Below are 16174 nucleotides of genomic sequence, written 5' to 3'. Positions count from 1 at the left end.
GTCCTATCGTTCATTTCATCATATGTTTATATGGAGGGTACTTATGCTTATTAATATCTGCATATTATCTGCACAATTTCATAGATGTAAGCAAAGGAACGCTTGATTTTTTAGGGCGTCTTTTTTAATTATAAGCATGTGAAAGAAATTGTTATATTATGAGTTTCTATTGTGAAGGCATAAAGAATAAGCGTATAATATTATAGGTCTCCCATTTGCGAGACAAACCGCGAATGATAAATAAGATTGTTGTTTTATCATCGCTTCTAAACATATAGACAATGAAAGTAACACTGGAATACAGATAGGGAGTTATAAAATGAAATTAATTATTGCCGAGAAACCAGATCAAGGGTTGGCTCTTGTTTCACAGTTTAAATATCGCCGGAAAGATGGATATTTAGAGGTAGAAGCGAATGAGTTATTTCCAAATGGAGCGTACTGTACATGGGCAATTGGTCATTTGACGCAGTTATGTAATCCAGAGCATTATCACGCAGAGTGGAAAAAATGGTCACTTAATACATTACCGATGATTCCAGAACGTTTTCAATTTGAAGTAACAAAGTCAAAGTATAAGCAATTTAACGTAGTGAAACAGCTGTTACATAATCCTCAGGTAACAGAAATTATTCACGCGGGCGATGCTGGGCGTGAAGGGGAACTGATTGTACGAAATATTATTAATCTTTGTAACGTGCAAAAGCCGATGAAACGTCTATGGATTTCATCTTTAACGAAGCAAGCTATTTACCAAGGATTTAAAAATCTACTTGATGAATCAGATACAATTAATACGTATTACGAAGCATACACAAGATCTTGCGCTGACTGGGTTGTTGGTATGAATGCATCACGTGTCTTTAGTATTTTGTTAAAGAAAAAAGGAATGAATGATGTATTTTCTGCTGGTCGTGTCCAAACACCAACGTTAGCATTGATTGTAAAGCGAGAGAAAGAAATTGAAAACTTTAAGTCAGAGCCTTTCTGGGAAGTGTTTGCAACCTTTAATATAGAAGGAAAGAAATATGACGGAAAATGGGAAAAGGATAATGAATCCCGCTTAAAAGACCCTGATATGGCGAATAAAATTGCGGCATTTTGCCAAGGGAAACCGGCTGTTGTGAAGGAAATGAAAACGGAGCGTAAAGAGTTTCAGCCGCCGCTTTTATTTAACTTATCATCACTGCAAGCAACGGCAAATAAAGCCTTTAAGTTTTCACCGAAAAAGACGCTTGATATAACGCAAGCACTCTATCAAAAAGGGATTGTTTCTTATCCACGTTCAGATTCTAACTATGTTACACAAGGAGAAGCAGCGACGTTCCCTGATATTTTACAGAAGTTAAGTCAGTTTGATGAATATAAAGGCTTATTACCGGCTCCGGTTGAATCCATTATGAATAACAAGCGTTATGTAAATGAAAAGAAAGTAACAGATCACTACGCAATTATTCCGACAGAGCAAGTTACAAACCCAAGCAGACTATCAGGTGATGAAAAGAAAATATACGATATGATCGTAAGAAGGCTTATTGCAGCTCATTATGAAGTTGCAATCTTTGACTATACAACGATTGTAACGCTTGTAGATGAACGTGCTGAATTCATTTCAAAAGGAAAACAGCAAATTCAAGAAGGTTGGCGTAAAGTTATTTTCCAAGACGATAAAGATGACGAAACCATTCTTCCAATTGTAGCTGAAGGCGAAGAAGGAAAAGTTGTAAAGGTGAAAGTGAAAGAAGGAAAAACACAGCCACCGAAGCGCTATACAGAAGGACAACTTATTACGTTAATGAAAACAGCTGGTAAGTATTTAGAGAATGAAGAGCTGGAGAAAGTATTAAAGAAAACAGAAGGTTTAGGTACGGAAGCGACTCGCGCAGGTATTATTACGATGCTGAAAGACCGTAAGTATATAGATGTAAAGAAAAACCAAGTGTATGCGACTGATAAAGGAAAAGTGTTAATTACCGCAATTGGTGATAAAATACTAGCTTCACCGGAAATGACTGCGAAATGGGAACAACGTCTTGCGGAAATTGGTGAAGGTACAGCTTCACCAGCTACATTTATGGAACAGACGAAAAAGCTATCAGCTAAAATTATTGAAGACGCAGTGGAAATGTCTGAGAAGTGGGATTTCACGGGACTACATGTTGAATCGATTGAACGGAAAGGATCGAAATTTACAACGGGTAAAAAGGTTGGTAGCTGTAAAAAATGTGATGGTGATGTAATTGATAAGTCAACGTTTTACGGTTGTTCTAACTATAATACAACGCAATGTGATTTCACCATTTCAAAGAAGATATTAAGTAAAACAATTTCGCAAAAGAATATGACAAAGCTCTTAAAAGGTGAAAAGACTGATTTAATTAAAGGTTTTAAAAAGGGCGAGCAAACGTTTGATGCGAAATTAGAGTGGAAAGATAATAAGATTAATTTTGTATTTGAGAATTAATTTGTTAAAAGAGCATGACATAAAACTGTCATGCTCTTTTGTTTTTCTTTTATTTAAAATTTAACGATAAAAAAAATCCTTTAAATAATAATTTTTTATTGTAAAACGATAAATTTTGTATTAAAATCAAAATCATAATAAATGAGTGAGGTGCTTTTGTTAAAAGGTAACAACCTTATTTTTAAAATTAGAGGAGGTATAACTATGAACATTAACAATTTGATTGTTAAAAATATGGATAACCCCCATGAGTTGGAGAAGATGTATAGAAAAGATCCGAAAGCTTTTAAAAAAGCATTCTCACAAGCATGGGACCAAAACCCTGATTCCCAGGTTCTAGGTGCTTGGTATGAAAGGTTGCATTTCAAGGAGAAAGTAAATAAAGAAAAAACATCTTTGTTTCAAAAAGGTTTCTTATTCATGGGCCTTTTAGCTATTCTGGCCGGCATAAGCACCAGGATCATTTTCCACTTTGTTGAGCAGGAAGCAATTGCTCCAATTAACTTGGCTTTTGGTGTAATTCCCTTTATTGCTGCTTATTTTGTTTACAATAATACTCCCAAAAAAAGTATTATTTATTCCCTTGCAGCGTTGTTCCTTATTTCCGGGATGTATCTTAATACGTTGCCATTAAATTATAAAGACAGTACCATTCTTGCTTATTTACATCTTCCTATATTTTTATGGGTCTTAGTAGGGCTTGCGTTTACAGGAAATGAATATTCAAAAGGCAGTACAAGATTAGCCTATATAAAATTTAATTTAGAATATTGTCTTCTCTACGCCAGCATGGCAGTGAGCGGAATGATACTAGCAGTATTCACCATGCGTTTATTTAGCTTTGTTGACTTAGATATAGGAGAATTCTATTTTAGTAATGTTGTTTTATTTGGAGCAGCGGCTCTCGCTATTGTGGCTGCATACTTAGTATCAATGAATCTTAAGCTTGCTAAAAATATTACACCATACATATCTAAAATTTTTAGTCCTCTCGTCCTGATCACGTTGCTTATCTATCTTATAACGGTAATTTGGGTCGGGAAAAATCCATTCTTGGATCGCAATTTCCTAATGGCCTTCAACGGAATCCTCCTTGGTGTATTGGCTGTTACCATATTTTCTATCGTTGAAAGTGACTCGGACGAGAAAAAGAATATTTCAGATTATATAAATTTTTCCTTAATTGTTCTGGCGCTTATTATTGACACTGTCGCATTGTCAGCCATAGTATTTAGACTTTCTTCTTACGGGATTACACCTAATAGACTTGCTGTTTTAGGAGTAAACATACTGATTTGGGCAAATCTCATTTGGATTATGTTTGCCTATATGCGTTTCTTGCAAAATAAATCAGGACCAAAAGCTATCCAAGATGCCGTTACGAAGTATTTGCCAATATACGGACTTTGGGCAGCTTTCGTTATATTTACGTTTCCTATCATTTTTAATTAGAAAGGATCTGTTAATGCGGGAGTGGTGAGGGCTAATAATCATTGGGGGATGAACAAAACCTCCAATGATTAAAGTTTCACTTTATTACAATTGGTATTATTACGTTTGTAGTTTCGGTAATTTCATTTGTATTGATAAATAAGAAATAAGAAATAAGAAATAAGTGTTGTATGTAATCTTTCCATAATAAAAAACGTCCCAAAATGGGACGTTTTTTATTATGCGTATTGCCGTTTTTTCTTAATAAGCAACAAAACTTGTGAAACACAAGCTAGTACCGGTAACTCAATCAACGGTCCAATAACGAGTGCAAGTGCAATAAGAGGTTCATCTGGAAAAGCAGTCACAGCAATTGCGAGTGCAACAGGCGAATTTCTCGCTAATGTTGTTAAGCTTAGGCTTACAGTGTCTTCATAGGATAAATGCATCATACGTCCTACAAACTGTCCTAGTATAAAGTTAATCATGAAGAACAGTAATACTGGTATAAGTAACAATAAAACAACATTCATATTTTGTAATAAGTACTTACCTTGTGAGGCAAACATCGCTAATATTGCTAAACTTAAAAATACAATTTGAGCAGAGCTGAAAAACGGAATGAGATTATTCTCGAGTGTTTCAGCTTTTTTCAGTTTATTCATAATGAATTTTGTAGCGTGTGCAAGTATAAATGGTAAGACGATTACGATAACAATACTTTCTACTAAAACAGAAACCGCTACAGTTTTCATGACACCAGCAAATAAAAATAAATAAATTGGAAGGAGTAGTACTTGCAAAATTAAATTTACAGGTAAAATTGCAGTAGAAAGTGCTACATTTCCTTTCGCTATTTCAGTAAAGATTAAGTACCAATCTGTGCATGGAGTAACCATTAACATTATAAATCCAACCCAAAGTGCTGGATGATCTGAAAGAAATAGTGCTCCTAATCCCCAAGCGAGTAAAGGGGTCCATAAGAAGTTAATAGTAAGACTTGTTCCAGCAAATTTTAAATTGCGAAATCCGTTTTTTATTTCTTTTAATGGGATGCTGAGGAATAATCCATATAGCATAAAAAATAAGAAGGGGACAATAAATTGTTCTGAATACATATGTATCAAATTAAATTGTCCGAGTACGATGCCGCATGTAACAGCAAAAAGAATAATAAAAGTTTGAATTTTTTCTATAGTGCTCATGAATAAATCCTTTCTATATATGAATTTTCCTCTCTAAGTTTATTATACAAGTAATAAAGATGTATTTGGTGTTCAATTGTATTTTAGTTAATATTTTTAAATTGAGATTTTGTTTTTTATTAAAAGTTACTTGAATAAAGTAAGTAACTATATTAAAATCACTTACATAAGGTAATTAAATAACAAAAAGTTTTGATAGCTTAACTTAAGGTATCTATTGAAACTTTTTCTTAGAATAAGAATTTTTATGATGATGAATAATGAATATGAAAAGAAAGATTAGGTGAAGAAAATGGGACTATTTAGCTCATTATTTGGTAAAAAAGAAGAAAATACGAATGTAGAGGGGAATAAAAAAATGTCAAAAGTATTATTTGTAAAAGCAAACGATCGTCCAGCGGAGCAAGCAGTTAGTTCAAAAATGTATGAAACATTTGTAAGTACTTATAAAGAAGCAAATCCAAATACAGAAATTACGGAATTAGATTTATTTGCATTAGATCTTCCTTATTACGGAAATATCGCGATTTCAGGTGGATATAAACGTAGCCAAGGCATGGAGTTAACAGCTGAAGAAGAGAAGGCAGTTGCTACAGTAGATCAATATTTAAATCAGTTTTTAGAAGCTGATAAGGTTGTATTTGCATTCCCATTATGGAACTTTACAGTACCAGCACCATTAATCACATATATTTCATACTTATCTCAAGCTGGAAAAACGTTTAAATATACAGCAAATGGCCCAGAAGGTTTAGTTGGTGGTAAAAAAGTAGTTGTGTTAGGTGCTCGTGGTTCAGATTACTCTTCAGAGCAAATGGCTCCTATGGAAATGGCAGTTAATTACGTAACAACTGTACTTGGATTCTGGGGAATTACAAATCCAGAGACAGTTGTAATTGAAGGGCACAATCAATATCCAGATCGTTCACAACAAATTGTTGAAGAAGGTCTAGAAAACGTTAAAAAAGTAGCAGCGAAATTTTAATTTATGATAGTAAATGGAAAAACCAACATGGATGACCGTGTTGGTTTTTTAGTCTGTTTTTCATGTTAAAAAATGTATGTTTATAAAATAAAAGAAAAGTTCGAAAATAGTATTGCAAAATATTATATAGCAAACTATAATGAGTTCAAGAATAGTTGATACTTAAATTAAATATTCAGAAAATTCAATTAGTTAAAATTGGAAAATGAGATAAGGAAATTTGAATGGGGGTTATAATATGGCGAATAAAGTACCGTTTTCGTTCATAGTAGTTATTGGATTAATGTTATTTGCACTATTTTTTGGAGCAGGAAATTTAATTTTCCCAGCGATGCTTGGTCAATCAGCAGGAGAGAATGTATGGATTGCTAACGCTGGATTTTTAGTAACTGGTGTTGGATTACCATTACTAGGTGTACTAGCATTTGGTTTTTCAGGTAAAGATGATTTACAGTCATTAGCAAATCGTGCTCACCCAGTGTTCGGGATTGTATTTACAACAGTTTTATACTTAGCGATCGGTCCGTTATTTGCAATACCGAGAACAGGAAATGTATCTTATGAAATTGGTCTTAAGCCGTTTATGCCAGAGGGAGTAGGTTCTACACCTTTAATTCTTTTCACAATTATATTCTTTAGCATCACTTGTTTTTTTTCGCTAAATCCCGCGAAAATTGTCGATATTGTTGGAAAAATTTTAACGCCAATTAAGTTGACTTTCATCGGTATTTTAGTAATCGTTGCTTTTATACATCCGATTGGAGATATGCAAGCACCAGTGGAAGCTTATACATCACATGCATTCTTTAAAGGATTCCAAGAAGGATACTTAACGATGGATACGCTCGCATCATTCGTATTCGGGATTATCATCATCAATGCTATTAAAGAAAAAGGTGCGAAAACGAAAACACAAATTATGGTCGTTTGTGCAAAAGCGACAATAATTGCAGCATCTATTTTAGCAATTATCTATACAGCTCTTTCTTATATGGGTGCTTCAAGTGTTGCAAAGCTTGGACATTTAGAGAACGGCGGAGAAGTATTAGCGAAAGTTTCTAACTACTATTTCGGATCATATGGCGGAGTATTATTAGGATTAATGATTACAGTAGCTTGTTTAACAACTAGTGTGGGACTTGTATCAGCATGTTCTTCATTCTTCCATAAGTTATTCCCAAATGTTCCTTACAAAGCAATTGCAATCACACTATGTGTATTTAGTGCAATTGTTGCAAACGTAGGATTAACACAGTTAATCGCAGTTTCTGTTCCAGTATTAACAGCAATTTATCCACTAGCAATCGTATTGATTTTCTTAACATTCTTCCATTCATTATTCAAAGGAAGAGCTGAAGTTTATCAAGTGAGCTTAATCGTAACATTTATCATCAGCTTATTCGATGGATTAAGTGCAGCTGGAGTTAACATTGAAGTAGTAAGCCAAGTGTTCACTAAATTCCTTCCGATGCAGGAAGTAGGATTAGGCTGGATCTTCCCAGCGATTATCGGTGGATTTATCGGATATGGCATTAGCGTTGTAAAAGCAAAAAATCAAGTTCAACCAGCTAGTGCGAATAAGAAAATAGGTTAAATAAAAAAGTTATAGAACTTGTTTCTATAACTTTTTTTGTTACTATTGATAAGGATAGAAAAAATAAAGTAGTAGGGGAAATAAAATGAAAAAAACAATTGATCATATCGGCATCGCAGTTCGAGATATAGATAGTACGATACGTTTTTATGAAAATGTGTTACTAGGAACTTTAATAGATCGTTACGTAAGTGAAGCTCCTGGTGTGGAAAGCGAAGTAGCCATTCTTGAAGTGGATGGAGATAGAATTGAATTACTTGCACCGACGAATAATACGACATCTCCAATTGCCCGTTTTATTAAACAAAAAGGTAAAGGTGTTCATCACGTTGCGTATCGTGTCGATGATTTAGATGTGGCTCTAGAAGAGTTAAAAGAACAAGGTATTCGGACATTAGAGCATACACTTCGGATTAATAAGCACGGTAGAAGATTAATATATCTTAACCCAGCGGATACAGAAGGAACGATTATCGAGTATTGTGATTATCCGGAAGAGAAATAGAAGAAGGATATTTTTAAAAAGGTGTTACGTTATTACGTAACACCTTTTTATTTATGTATTTCACATTTTCTTCACAAATGATTCACGATAACTTTTCTTCATTGATAACTTACATAAATATATTTTATGATATAATAACAATCGGCTTTAAAAATGTAAGTTGTATCTATCATAATAGTTACTATTATATTGGAAGTTTAGAGGTGGAATAGAAATAAAGAGTTATACTTTATAGAAATTTATATTTAATCAGGTTAATATTTCTACGGAGAATCAAACTTTGGAAGTTAAAGTAATGAAAATAGAGCGATGAGGAAGAGAGAAGTGAAATGAGTGTGAAAGTAATGAGAAGATTAGGGACATGGTTATTACTTGCATGTGTGCTTATCATATTGATACCGAAAAGTGCATCTGCTCATGCGTACGTTGTGAAATCAAACCCTACTGAAAATGAAACATTGAAGAAAGCACCATCTGTTGTAAAAATCGAATTCGATGAGGACATACAAGTTTCAAGTTTTAATACATTGTACGTGAGAGATACATCAGGTAAAAGGGTTGATTTAAAAGATGCTCATATTGATAAAAAAAATAAAAAGCTATTAGAAGCTGGATTAAAAGACAATCTCAAAAATGGTCTTTACTCTATTCAGTGGAAAGTGATTTCAGCTGATGGACATCCAATTCAAGGAGTTATCCCGTTCCGGGTTGGATTAGCGGAAGCGGAAACAGACGATATACAAGTGGAAGAGATGGGTTACGTCCCACAAATCGATATGATTATGGAACGTGGAATTTTATATGCAAGTTTCTCACTATTTATAGGAGTGCTATTCTTTAATCTTATTATGTATAAAGGCAATGCAACCTCGGTTCGATCAAGGAGTAAGAACATAATATGGATCTCTTTATTTGGGATATTAATTAGCTTGTTATTCAATCTACCACTGCAAGCGAAAATAAATGCTGATGTTTCATGGCTAGAAGCATTCAATCCTTTACTATTAAAAGAAACATTACAGCTTTCTGTTTTTGGTTATGTATGGATTACTCAAATGGTTCTCATTAGTACGCTTATAATTGTTACGTATTTTGCGGTGAAGCATGAGAAGTTTTCGTCGTTTAAAGTATGGAGTATTCCAATACTATTGTTTATAGGGTTACTTGTTATGAAGGCCTTTAATAGTCACGCATACGGTTTAAAGTTTAAAAACATTGCTGTCGTTATGGATTTTCTACATTTATTAGCAGCTTCATTATGGGTTGGTGGTTTATCATCTATTATTCTTCTTTTACGTAAAGAGGATAACAAGTGGCATATGTATTGGGATATGATTAAGCGTTTTTCACCGTGGGCAACAGGTGCTGTCATCGTGATTTTAATAACAGGCCTTTTTAACAGTACATTTTTTATTCCAACAATCCACTCGTTATTTGATACGAAGTATGGATTGGCTTTATTAGCAAAGATACTATTATTTATTTTCATGGGGATATTGGGAATTATTCATTATGTGAAAGGGAGAATAAGAGCGCAGCAAGGATTAGGAGCTACGGTGAAAGTAGAGTTTGTCATTGGAATTATCATTTTCGTAATCGTAGCTTTTATGACAAACGTACAAACACCACCGATGCCTCCTACTGGACCATTTACAGAGAGTAAGCAATTAGATAATGGATATGAACTTACGCTAAATGTAAGTCCGAATAAGGTAGGACAAAATAAATTCCATATTACACTAAAGGACGAAAAGGGACAGCCTGTTACTGGTATGGAACAAATGATATTGACGACTCAATCATTAGATATGAACATGGGAAAAGGTTCATTTAAAGTTTCAGTAGTTTCACCAGGAGAATATGAAGCAGAAGGTATGTATATTAATATGACAGGAAACTGGAATATACATGTTCATGGATTAACAAAATCTCTTGATAGTTTCGATACAGATTTTAAATTTATTGTAGGTGGCAGATAAAATTTTACCAATCATGCTGCTAGCGAGTAGCAGGATAAACAGATGTTATAGATGAAAAGGAGTAAATAGAAAATGAAACGTATAAAAAAATTAGGAACAACAATGATCGCAACAATTATTGCAATGGGAATGTTTTCGTTACCTGTTAGTGCGCACGTCACTGTAAAACCAGCAACTTCTGACGTTGGTTCTTGGGAGACTTATACGATAAAAGTACCAGTTGAAAAAAATGTAGCAACGACAAAAGTTACACTGAAAATACCGTCTGGAGTGGAGTTCCAACAGTATGAACCAGTGCCAGGATGGAAAGTTGAGGAGCAAAAAGATAATGCCGGAAAAGTTAAAACTGTAGTATGGGAAGCGACAGGAGAAGGAATTTTAACAGGTCAGTTCCAGCGATTTACTTTCGTCGCTAAAAATCCGGATAAAGAGCAAAAAATAGCTTGGGACGCATATCAACAATATAAAGACGGAGAAATTGTTGAATGGACAGGCGATGAAAAAGCTGAAAAACCACATTCACTTACTACAATTGCAAAAGGTACGTCATTAACAGGAGAACATGGTGAAGTGTCTCGTGTAGAAAAGAATGAAGGTACTAGTAATATGCAATTGATAGCAATTGTCTTATCTATTTTGGCGATAGTATCGTCGGTAAGTGCGTGTGTTTTTGTAGTACGTCGTAAAAAGTAAGACGTAAGAAAGAGCCTACAAACAGCAGGCTCTTTCTTACGTTTATTTCATTTCAACTTGCTGCCTTATAGCAAGTGCTTTCGGTTTTATATTTACAAAACAAATGCTCACAACAATAAATAATAGCCCAATAAATAAGCTCATTGTAATGGCCTCATGTAAGAAAATTGAACTTACAATAATAGCGATTAGTGGAATGAGGAATGTATAAGCCCCAACTTTACTTGCTTCACCAGCTCCCACAAGTGTGAAGTATGCAAGCCACCCCATTGCAATAACGAAGAACGAAATAAAGAGAAGTACGCTAACAAATGGCATACTCCAAGCGATACTAGACCAGCTTTCAAACTCTGAACCAAATCCAATTAAGCAAAGTCCACCAATAATAAGCTGAAGTGTTACCATCCAAATGGCATTAACACGGTGACCAGTCTTCTTAATAAATACTGTGCCAAGTGCCCAGCCAATCGCGCATCCTAACGCGAGAAGGATTCCGATAATAGAAATATGTCCAGTTAAACTGCTAGAGCTAATAACACCTACGCCAATAAATCCGAGAACGAGCCCGAAAATTTTCAAGCCGTACATTGATTCTTCAAGCCATATCCACGAGAAAATACCGAGTAAAACTGGTTGTAGAAATACAATGGCGGAAAATAACCCAGCAGGCATATATTGAAGGCCGACAGTTTGTAACCCGTAAAATATAATGATGTTAAGTAAAGAAGAAATAACGTATAAATGCCACGTTTCTTTTAAATGTAACTCTTTGTATTTCGGTAATGCGAAAAGGAGTAAAATGAATCCTCCAATTAAAGTTCGAACGCCTGCAAATAAAACAGGTGGTGTATAATGCAGGGCAAACTTTGATAAAGGCCAATTGATTCCCCACATGAAAACGAGAAAAGTAAGGATTATGGCCGTCTTAGTTCGAGAAAGCTGTGTCACTGAAAGACCTCCTTGTTGTTATTCATTTCACTATGATATGATATCAACTGTAATAAATAAAATGAATCTTTTTTATGAGGAGTATAAGTGATTAGTTATGACCATTACACAACTGCAAGTATTAATAAAAACCGTTGAGTTAGGTAGTTTTACGAAAGCTGCTCGGGTGTTAAATATGACGCAGCCAGCTGTTAGTCATGCGATTTCAAGTATTGAGTCAGAGTTAGGAGTTACTATTCTTATACGTGATAAACGAAAAGGGCTACTCGTTACGGATGTAGGAAATAGGATTCTTGTACATATTAGAGAGATTTTGAACGGTGTAGCGAAGATTGAACAAGAAGTTGCGATGGAGAAAGGGCACGAAGTTGGGACGATTCGAATTGGGAGTTTTCCGAGCGCTTCTGCACATTTTTTACCCAAAATGATAAACCTTTTTAAGGAGAAGTATCCGAACTTAGAAGTAGTTCTTTGTGAAGGAACGATTAAAGAAGTTGAAGATTGGTTAGTATCGAGGGTTGTTGATATAGGAATTGTTATTTTGCCTAATAAAGAGATGGAGATTGTTCCATTAACGAAGGGGAAAATGGTTGCTATCTTAAGAGATGATCATCCTCTTTGTAAGAAGGACTCTATTACAATTAGTGATTTAGAGAATGAACCGATCATATTATGTAAGGGTGGATACGAACCACCTATTATTGATATGTTTAAACAAGCAAACGTACCACTTCGGGCTGAGTATGTAATATCAACCGTTACTACAGCTTTAAATATGATTCAAGAAGGATTAGGCATTGCAATATTAGCTGAATTATCTTTAACGAATTTACCAAAAAATGTGCAAACGAGAGAATTGGAACCACAAGTATGGAGAGAAATTGCTTTAGCTGTTCCTTCATTAAAGGATTCTTCAATCGCTGTGCAGCTATTTATTGAAGAATTTCAAGCGCTATTTGCAGAATAAAAAGGGTTGTCTCATATATCATAATGGGACACTTTTTAATTTGCTTATAAAAAATCTATGAAAAGGATTGACTTATTTTTTAGTTGTAACTATAATGATTACATCGAGGTGGTGATTACGATGAAAATTAGTAGCCGCTTTTCTATAGCTGTTCATATTTTATCTATTTTAAAAAACAATCCATCTTCACTATGCACTTCAGACTATATGGCTGAGAGTGTCAATACAAATCCAGTAGTCATTCGTAAAATTATGTCGTATTTGAAACAAGCTGGCTTTGTTTATGTAAATCGTGGACCAGGTGGCGCGGGATTACTAAAAGATTTACATGAAATCACATTGTTAGATGTGTATCATGCAGTGAATGTAGTCGAAGAAGATAAGCTATTTCATATTCACGCCCAACCGAATCCAGATTGTCCAATTGGGGCGAACATTCAAGCGGTGCTAGAAATTATTTTAATTCAAGCACAATCCGCGATGGAAGAAGTTTTGAGAAATATTACGATGGGGCAGTTGTTTGAAACTTTGCAAGAAAAAATGAATGCTTAAATAATATTTATATTTTTTTATCACTAATGTAACTGATTCGATTACAACTATAAAGGTAAGGTGTAAAAGTATGACTGTAAAAATGAAAGTATACTCAGATTTTATATGTCCATTTTGTTTTTTAGCAAAAGGTCCATTAGATGAAGTAGCGAAAGAGAAAGATGTAGAAATTGAATGGATGCCATTTGAATTACGTCCAAGTCCATATGCAAAAATTGATCCATGGAATGAGCCAGAAAAATTAGGCTCATGGGATGCTTTTATTCTTCCAACTGCGAAGAAGTTAGGAATCGATATGCGTTTGCCACGTGTTTCTCCGCATCCATATACACATTTAGCTTTCGAAGGGTGTCAATTTGCGAAAGAACGTGGACTAGGAAATGAGTATCATCACCGCGTATTCACAGCATTTTTCCAAGAAGAGCAAAACATTGAAGATATTGATGTTTTAACAAAATTAGCGGTAGAAGTAGGTCTTCCTGAAGCTGAATTTAAAGATGCGTTAGTAACTCGTAAATATAAAGAAAAGCATCAAGAAGCAATTCAGCACGCATATGATGAAGCGAATATTATGGCTGTTCCAACTGTCATGATTGGAGATGAAGTCATTCAAGGGCTAGCTAGTAAAGAAACGCTACAAAGAGTCATTGATAAAGAAATTGAAAAGGATAAAACAAATTCATTTGAAGGTATGCAATGTAATACAGATGGATATTGTTAATTCGCTTGTTATGAAATAACAAAATAAATTATAAAACAAATATTTGGAGGAATTAAAATGTCAGCAACTACAACAAACTTAAAAGAAGCAATTGTGAACCGTCGTTCTATTCGTAAAGTAACAAAAAACGATGCAATTACGAAAGAAAGAATTGAAGAAGTTTTAAAAACAGCTTTACACGCACCAACATCTTTCAATATGCAAAGTGGTCGTATGGTTGTATTAATGGATGGAGAGCATGAAAAGTTTTGGGATATTGTTAAAGAAACACTAAGAGCTCGCGTACCAGCAGAAAACTTTGAAGCGACTGTAGAAAGATTAAAAGGTTTCCATACAGGTGTTGGGACTGTGTTATTCTTTGAAAATCAAGCAACAGTAGAAAAAATGCAAGAAAATGCACCATTATATAAAGATCAGTTCCCATTCTGGTCTCATCAAGGAAATGCAATGTTACAACATACTGTATGGATGTTATTATCGGCTGAAGGAATTGGTGCATCATTACAACATTACAATCCAATCGTAGATGCTGAAGTGAAAGAAACTTGGAACATTCCGGCAGAGTGGAGTTTAGTAGGACAAATGCCATTTGGTGAGCCAAATGAACAACCAGCAGAAAGAACGTTCTTGCCTACTGAAGATGTAGTGAAATTTTATTAAGAAATACAATATGTAACGAGAAGGAAGCTGTGCTTAAAAACAGCTTCCTTTTTTGTAGTGGTGTTAATTTAGGCGGATTTAGGGAAGAAATATAAGAAATAATACGGTGAGAAGGGAATTAGAAAAATGAATGATGAGAAAAAATATACAGTGGTAGGTACTGATGTTGAGGAAGTAAAGCGTTTAAATAAAAATTCAGGGTTAACGTATAATCAAGTGAAAGAAATGTTAGCAAAGCAAATGCAAAAAAAGAAGTAATTAGATTGAAATCTTTCATTTTTTCATTTAGCATTTTGATTGGAGAGAGTTAAGTAAAAGGTAACTCTCTTTTTTGTATAGCTAAGCATCTTATAGAGTGGAGGAAGCAACATGAAGAAATGGGTAAAGGTAACGCTGTCTATCGCTGGAGGTATTGTCTTATTAGCATGTGCTGGCGGATATTACGTGTATAAAAATTATTTTCCAAAGGGACCTGAGCGCATTGTATATGATAAAGAAAGAGTGCTACAACCGATACATAATCAGCTTAAAGGAATCAATATAGAAAATGTAAAGATAAAAGAAAAAGAAATCGTAAATGCGACTGTAGATGAGCTTCAAAAAATGATTGATGATGGAAAGTTGTCATATGAAGAATTAACGAGTATTTATCTTTTTAGAATACAAGAACATGATCAAAATGGAACAACATTAAATTCTGTTACAGAGATAAATCCTAATGCGATGGAAGAAGCAAGGAAGTTAGATCAAGAGCGAGGTAGAAACAAAAAGTCGAATTTATATGGTATTCCTGTCGTTGTAAAAGATAATGTACAGACGGAAAAAGTGATGCCGACTAGTGCAGGAACTTATGTATTAAAAGATTGGATTGCAGATCAAGACGCAACAATTGTGAAGCGGTTGAAAGAAGAAGGGGCATTTGTTTTAGGAAAAGCGAATATGTCTGAGTGGGCGAACTATTTATCTTTTACAATGCCAATGCCATGTATAATTAGGGGATAAAAATAAAAACGAGAAGACATGTGCCTCCTCGTTTTCCAATGTTGTAATGGGAAACTTTACCGTTGAATATGGAAAAGTTTTCTACTACAATCGATTCATAACAACTCTTTTTTCTCATTTAGAAATTGTGTGTAGAAAAGGAGTTGTTTACAGAATTGTTCTCGTTGAGATTCATTCAGGCCTGCGAAAACCGTTTGAATCTCCTCGAGAATGATTTTTAATCGTTCTTCAGATTCTGGGATGTTTCGTCCCAAAAGCGCATCAATAGATACATTGAAGAAGGATGCGATTCGATCTAACGAATCTAAGTCGGGTTCATTAAAGTGGTTTTCTAAGTTACTAATCTGACTCCGACTTAATTGGATCTTATCACCAAGCTCTGCTTGTGTTAGCGTGTGACTGTTTCTAAATTTTTTTAAATTTTCTCCAAAAGTGTTCATGCCTTTAGTATAAATAAAGGCATGTTTT

The 16174-nt window shown here is 34.5% G+C and carries 15 protein-coding genes and 1 pseudogene; 13 read left to right on the top strand and 3 right to left on the bottom strand.

The window, feature by feature from the left end; translation table 11 throughout:
• Window positions 1–319 precede the first annotated feature (319 nt).
• The gene (topB, locus tag C4S65_RS22180) at window positions 320–2464 is read left to right on the top strand and encodes a DNA topoisomerase III (protein WP_098285430.1); all 2145 of its coding nucleotides are present in this window, start codon (window positions 320–322) and stop codon (window positions 2462–2464) included.
• Between the two features lie 204 nt (window positions 2465–2668).
• A complete protein-coding gene (locus C4S65_RS22175) occupies window positions 2669–3916 on the top strand; it encodes a DUF4153 domain-containing protein (protein WP_001024718.1) in 1248 nt (415 codons plus the stop codon).
• 218 nt (window positions 3917–4134) lie between these two features.
• Here the strand turns inward: C4S65_RS22175 and C4S65_RS22170 are convergent, their stop codons facing one another.
• Window positions 4135–5100 (bottom strand): bile acid:sodium symporter, encoded by a 966-nt coding sequence (locus C4S65_RS22170; RefSeq protein WP_098838334.1) that lies wholly within the window; start codon window positions 5098–5100, stop codon window positions 4135–4137.
• A 292-nt stretch (window positions 5101–5392) separates the two neighbouring features.
• On the opposite strand from C4S65_RS22170, the gene C4S65_RS22165 reads away from it, so the two are divergent.
• The 5 genes from C4S65_RS22165 to C4S65_RS22140 all read left to right on the top strand — a co-directional run bounded on the left by C4S65_RS22165 (window position 5393) and on the right by C4S65_RS22140 (window position 10856).
• Window positions 5393–6085, top strand: coding sequence for an FMN-dependent NADH-azoreductase (locus C4S65_RS22165; RefSeq protein WP_000522528.1), 693 nt, complete (start codon window positions 5393–5395; stop codon window positions 6083–6085).
• Between the two features lie 238 nt (window positions 6086–6323).
• Window positions 6324–7679 carry a branched-chain amino acid transport system II carrier protein gene (gene brnQ / locus C4S65_RS22160; protein ID WP_098838335.1) on the top strand — a complete coding sequence of 452 codons (1356 nt, stop codon included), beginning with the start codon at window positions 6324–6326 and terminating at the stop codon, window positions 7677–7679.
• 85 nt (window positions 7680–7764) lie between these two features.
• Window positions 7765–8184 carry a VOC family protein gene (locus C4S65_RS22155; protein ID WP_000750850.1) on the top strand — a complete coding sequence of 140 codons (420 nt, stop codon included), beginning with the start codon at window positions 7765–7767 and terminating at the stop codon, window positions 8182–8184.
• A 329-nt stretch (window positions 8185–8513) separates the two neighbouring features.
• Complete coding sequence (locus C4S65_RS22145; protein ID WP_103945446.1) at window positions 8514–10163, top strand: copper resistance CopC/CopD family protein; 1650 nt, start codon at window positions 8514–8516, stop codon at window positions 10161–10163.
• Between the two features lie 72 nt (window positions 10164–10235).
• Window positions 10236–10856, top strand: coding sequence for a DUF1775 domain-containing protein (locus C4S65_RS22140; RefSeq protein WP_086407328.1), 621 nt, complete (start codon window positions 10236–10238; stop codon window positions 10854–10856).
• A 42-nt stretch (window positions 10857–10898) separates the two neighbouring features.
• Here C4S65_RS22140 and C4S65_RS22135 read toward each other — a convergent pair whose 3' ends face one another.
• Entirely contained in the window at window positions 10899–11804 is a 906-nt protein-coding gene (locus tag C4S65_RS22135) for a DMT family transporter (protein ID WP_000192807.1), read from the bottom strand.
• 97 nt (window positions 11805–11901) lie between these two features.
• On the opposite strand from C4S65_RS22135, the gene C4S65_RS22130 reads away from it, so the two are divergent.
• The 6 genes and pseudogenes from C4S65_RS22130 to C4S65_RS22105 all read left to right on the top strand — a co-directional run.
• Complete coding sequence (locus tag C4S65_RS22130; RefSeq protein ID WP_061667428.1) at window positions 11902–12771, top strand: LysR family transcriptional regulator; 870 nt, start codon at window positions 11902–11904, stop codon at window positions 12769–12771.
• Window positions 12772–12891: 120 nt separating this feature from the next.
• Window positions 12892–13323 (top strand): Rrf2 family transcriptional regulator, encoded by a 432-nt coding sequence (locus C4S65_RS22125; protein ID WP_071714426.1) that lies wholly within the window; start codon window positions 12892–12894, stop codon window positions 13321–13323.
• A gap of 70 nt (window positions 13324–13393) precedes the next feature.
• Window positions 13394–14044: a DsbA family oxidoreductase gene (locus C4S65_RS22120; protein WP_000216656.1), complete on the top strand. Its 651-nt coding sequence runs from the start codon at window positions 13394–13396 to the stop codon at window positions 14042–14044.
• Window positions 14045–14101: 57 nt separating this feature from the next.
• Window positions 14102–14704 (top strand): nitroreductase family protein, encoded by a 603-nt coding sequence (locus C4S65_RS22115; RefSeq protein WP_001277031.1) that lies wholly within the window; start codon window positions 14102–14104, stop codon window positions 14702–14704.
• Between the two features lie 126 nt (window positions 14705–14830).
• Window positions 14831–14962, top strand: coding sequence for a hypothetical protein (locus C4S65_RS35320; protein ID WP_000997344.1), 132 nt, complete (start codon window positions 14831–14833; stop codon window positions 14960–14962).
• A gap of 111 nt (window positions 14963–15073) precedes the next feature.
• Window positions 15074–15682 (top strand): annotated as a pseudogene (locus C4S65_RS22105) (amidase family protein); the annotation flags it as partial.
• Window positions 15683–15801: 119 nt separating this feature from the next.
• Here C4S65_RS22105 and C4S65_RS22100 read toward each other — a convergent pair.
• Window positions 15802–16146, bottom strand: a complete 345-nt coding sequence (locus tag C4S65_RS22100) for a helix-turn-helix transcriptional regulator (protein WP_001091281.1) — start codon at window positions 16144–16146, stop codon at window positions 15802–15804.
• Window positions 16147–16174: the final 28 nt, after the last annotated feature.

Source organism: Bacillus sp. ok061, assembly GCF_900108285.1.
Taxonomy (GTDB): Bacteria; Bacillota; Bacilli; order Bacillales; family Bacillaceae_G; genus Bacillus_A; species Bacillus_A thuringiensis_S.
The sequence above is the reverse complement of the archived record's forward strand: the minus strand, read 5'-3'. Positions and strand labels throughout refer to the sequence as shown.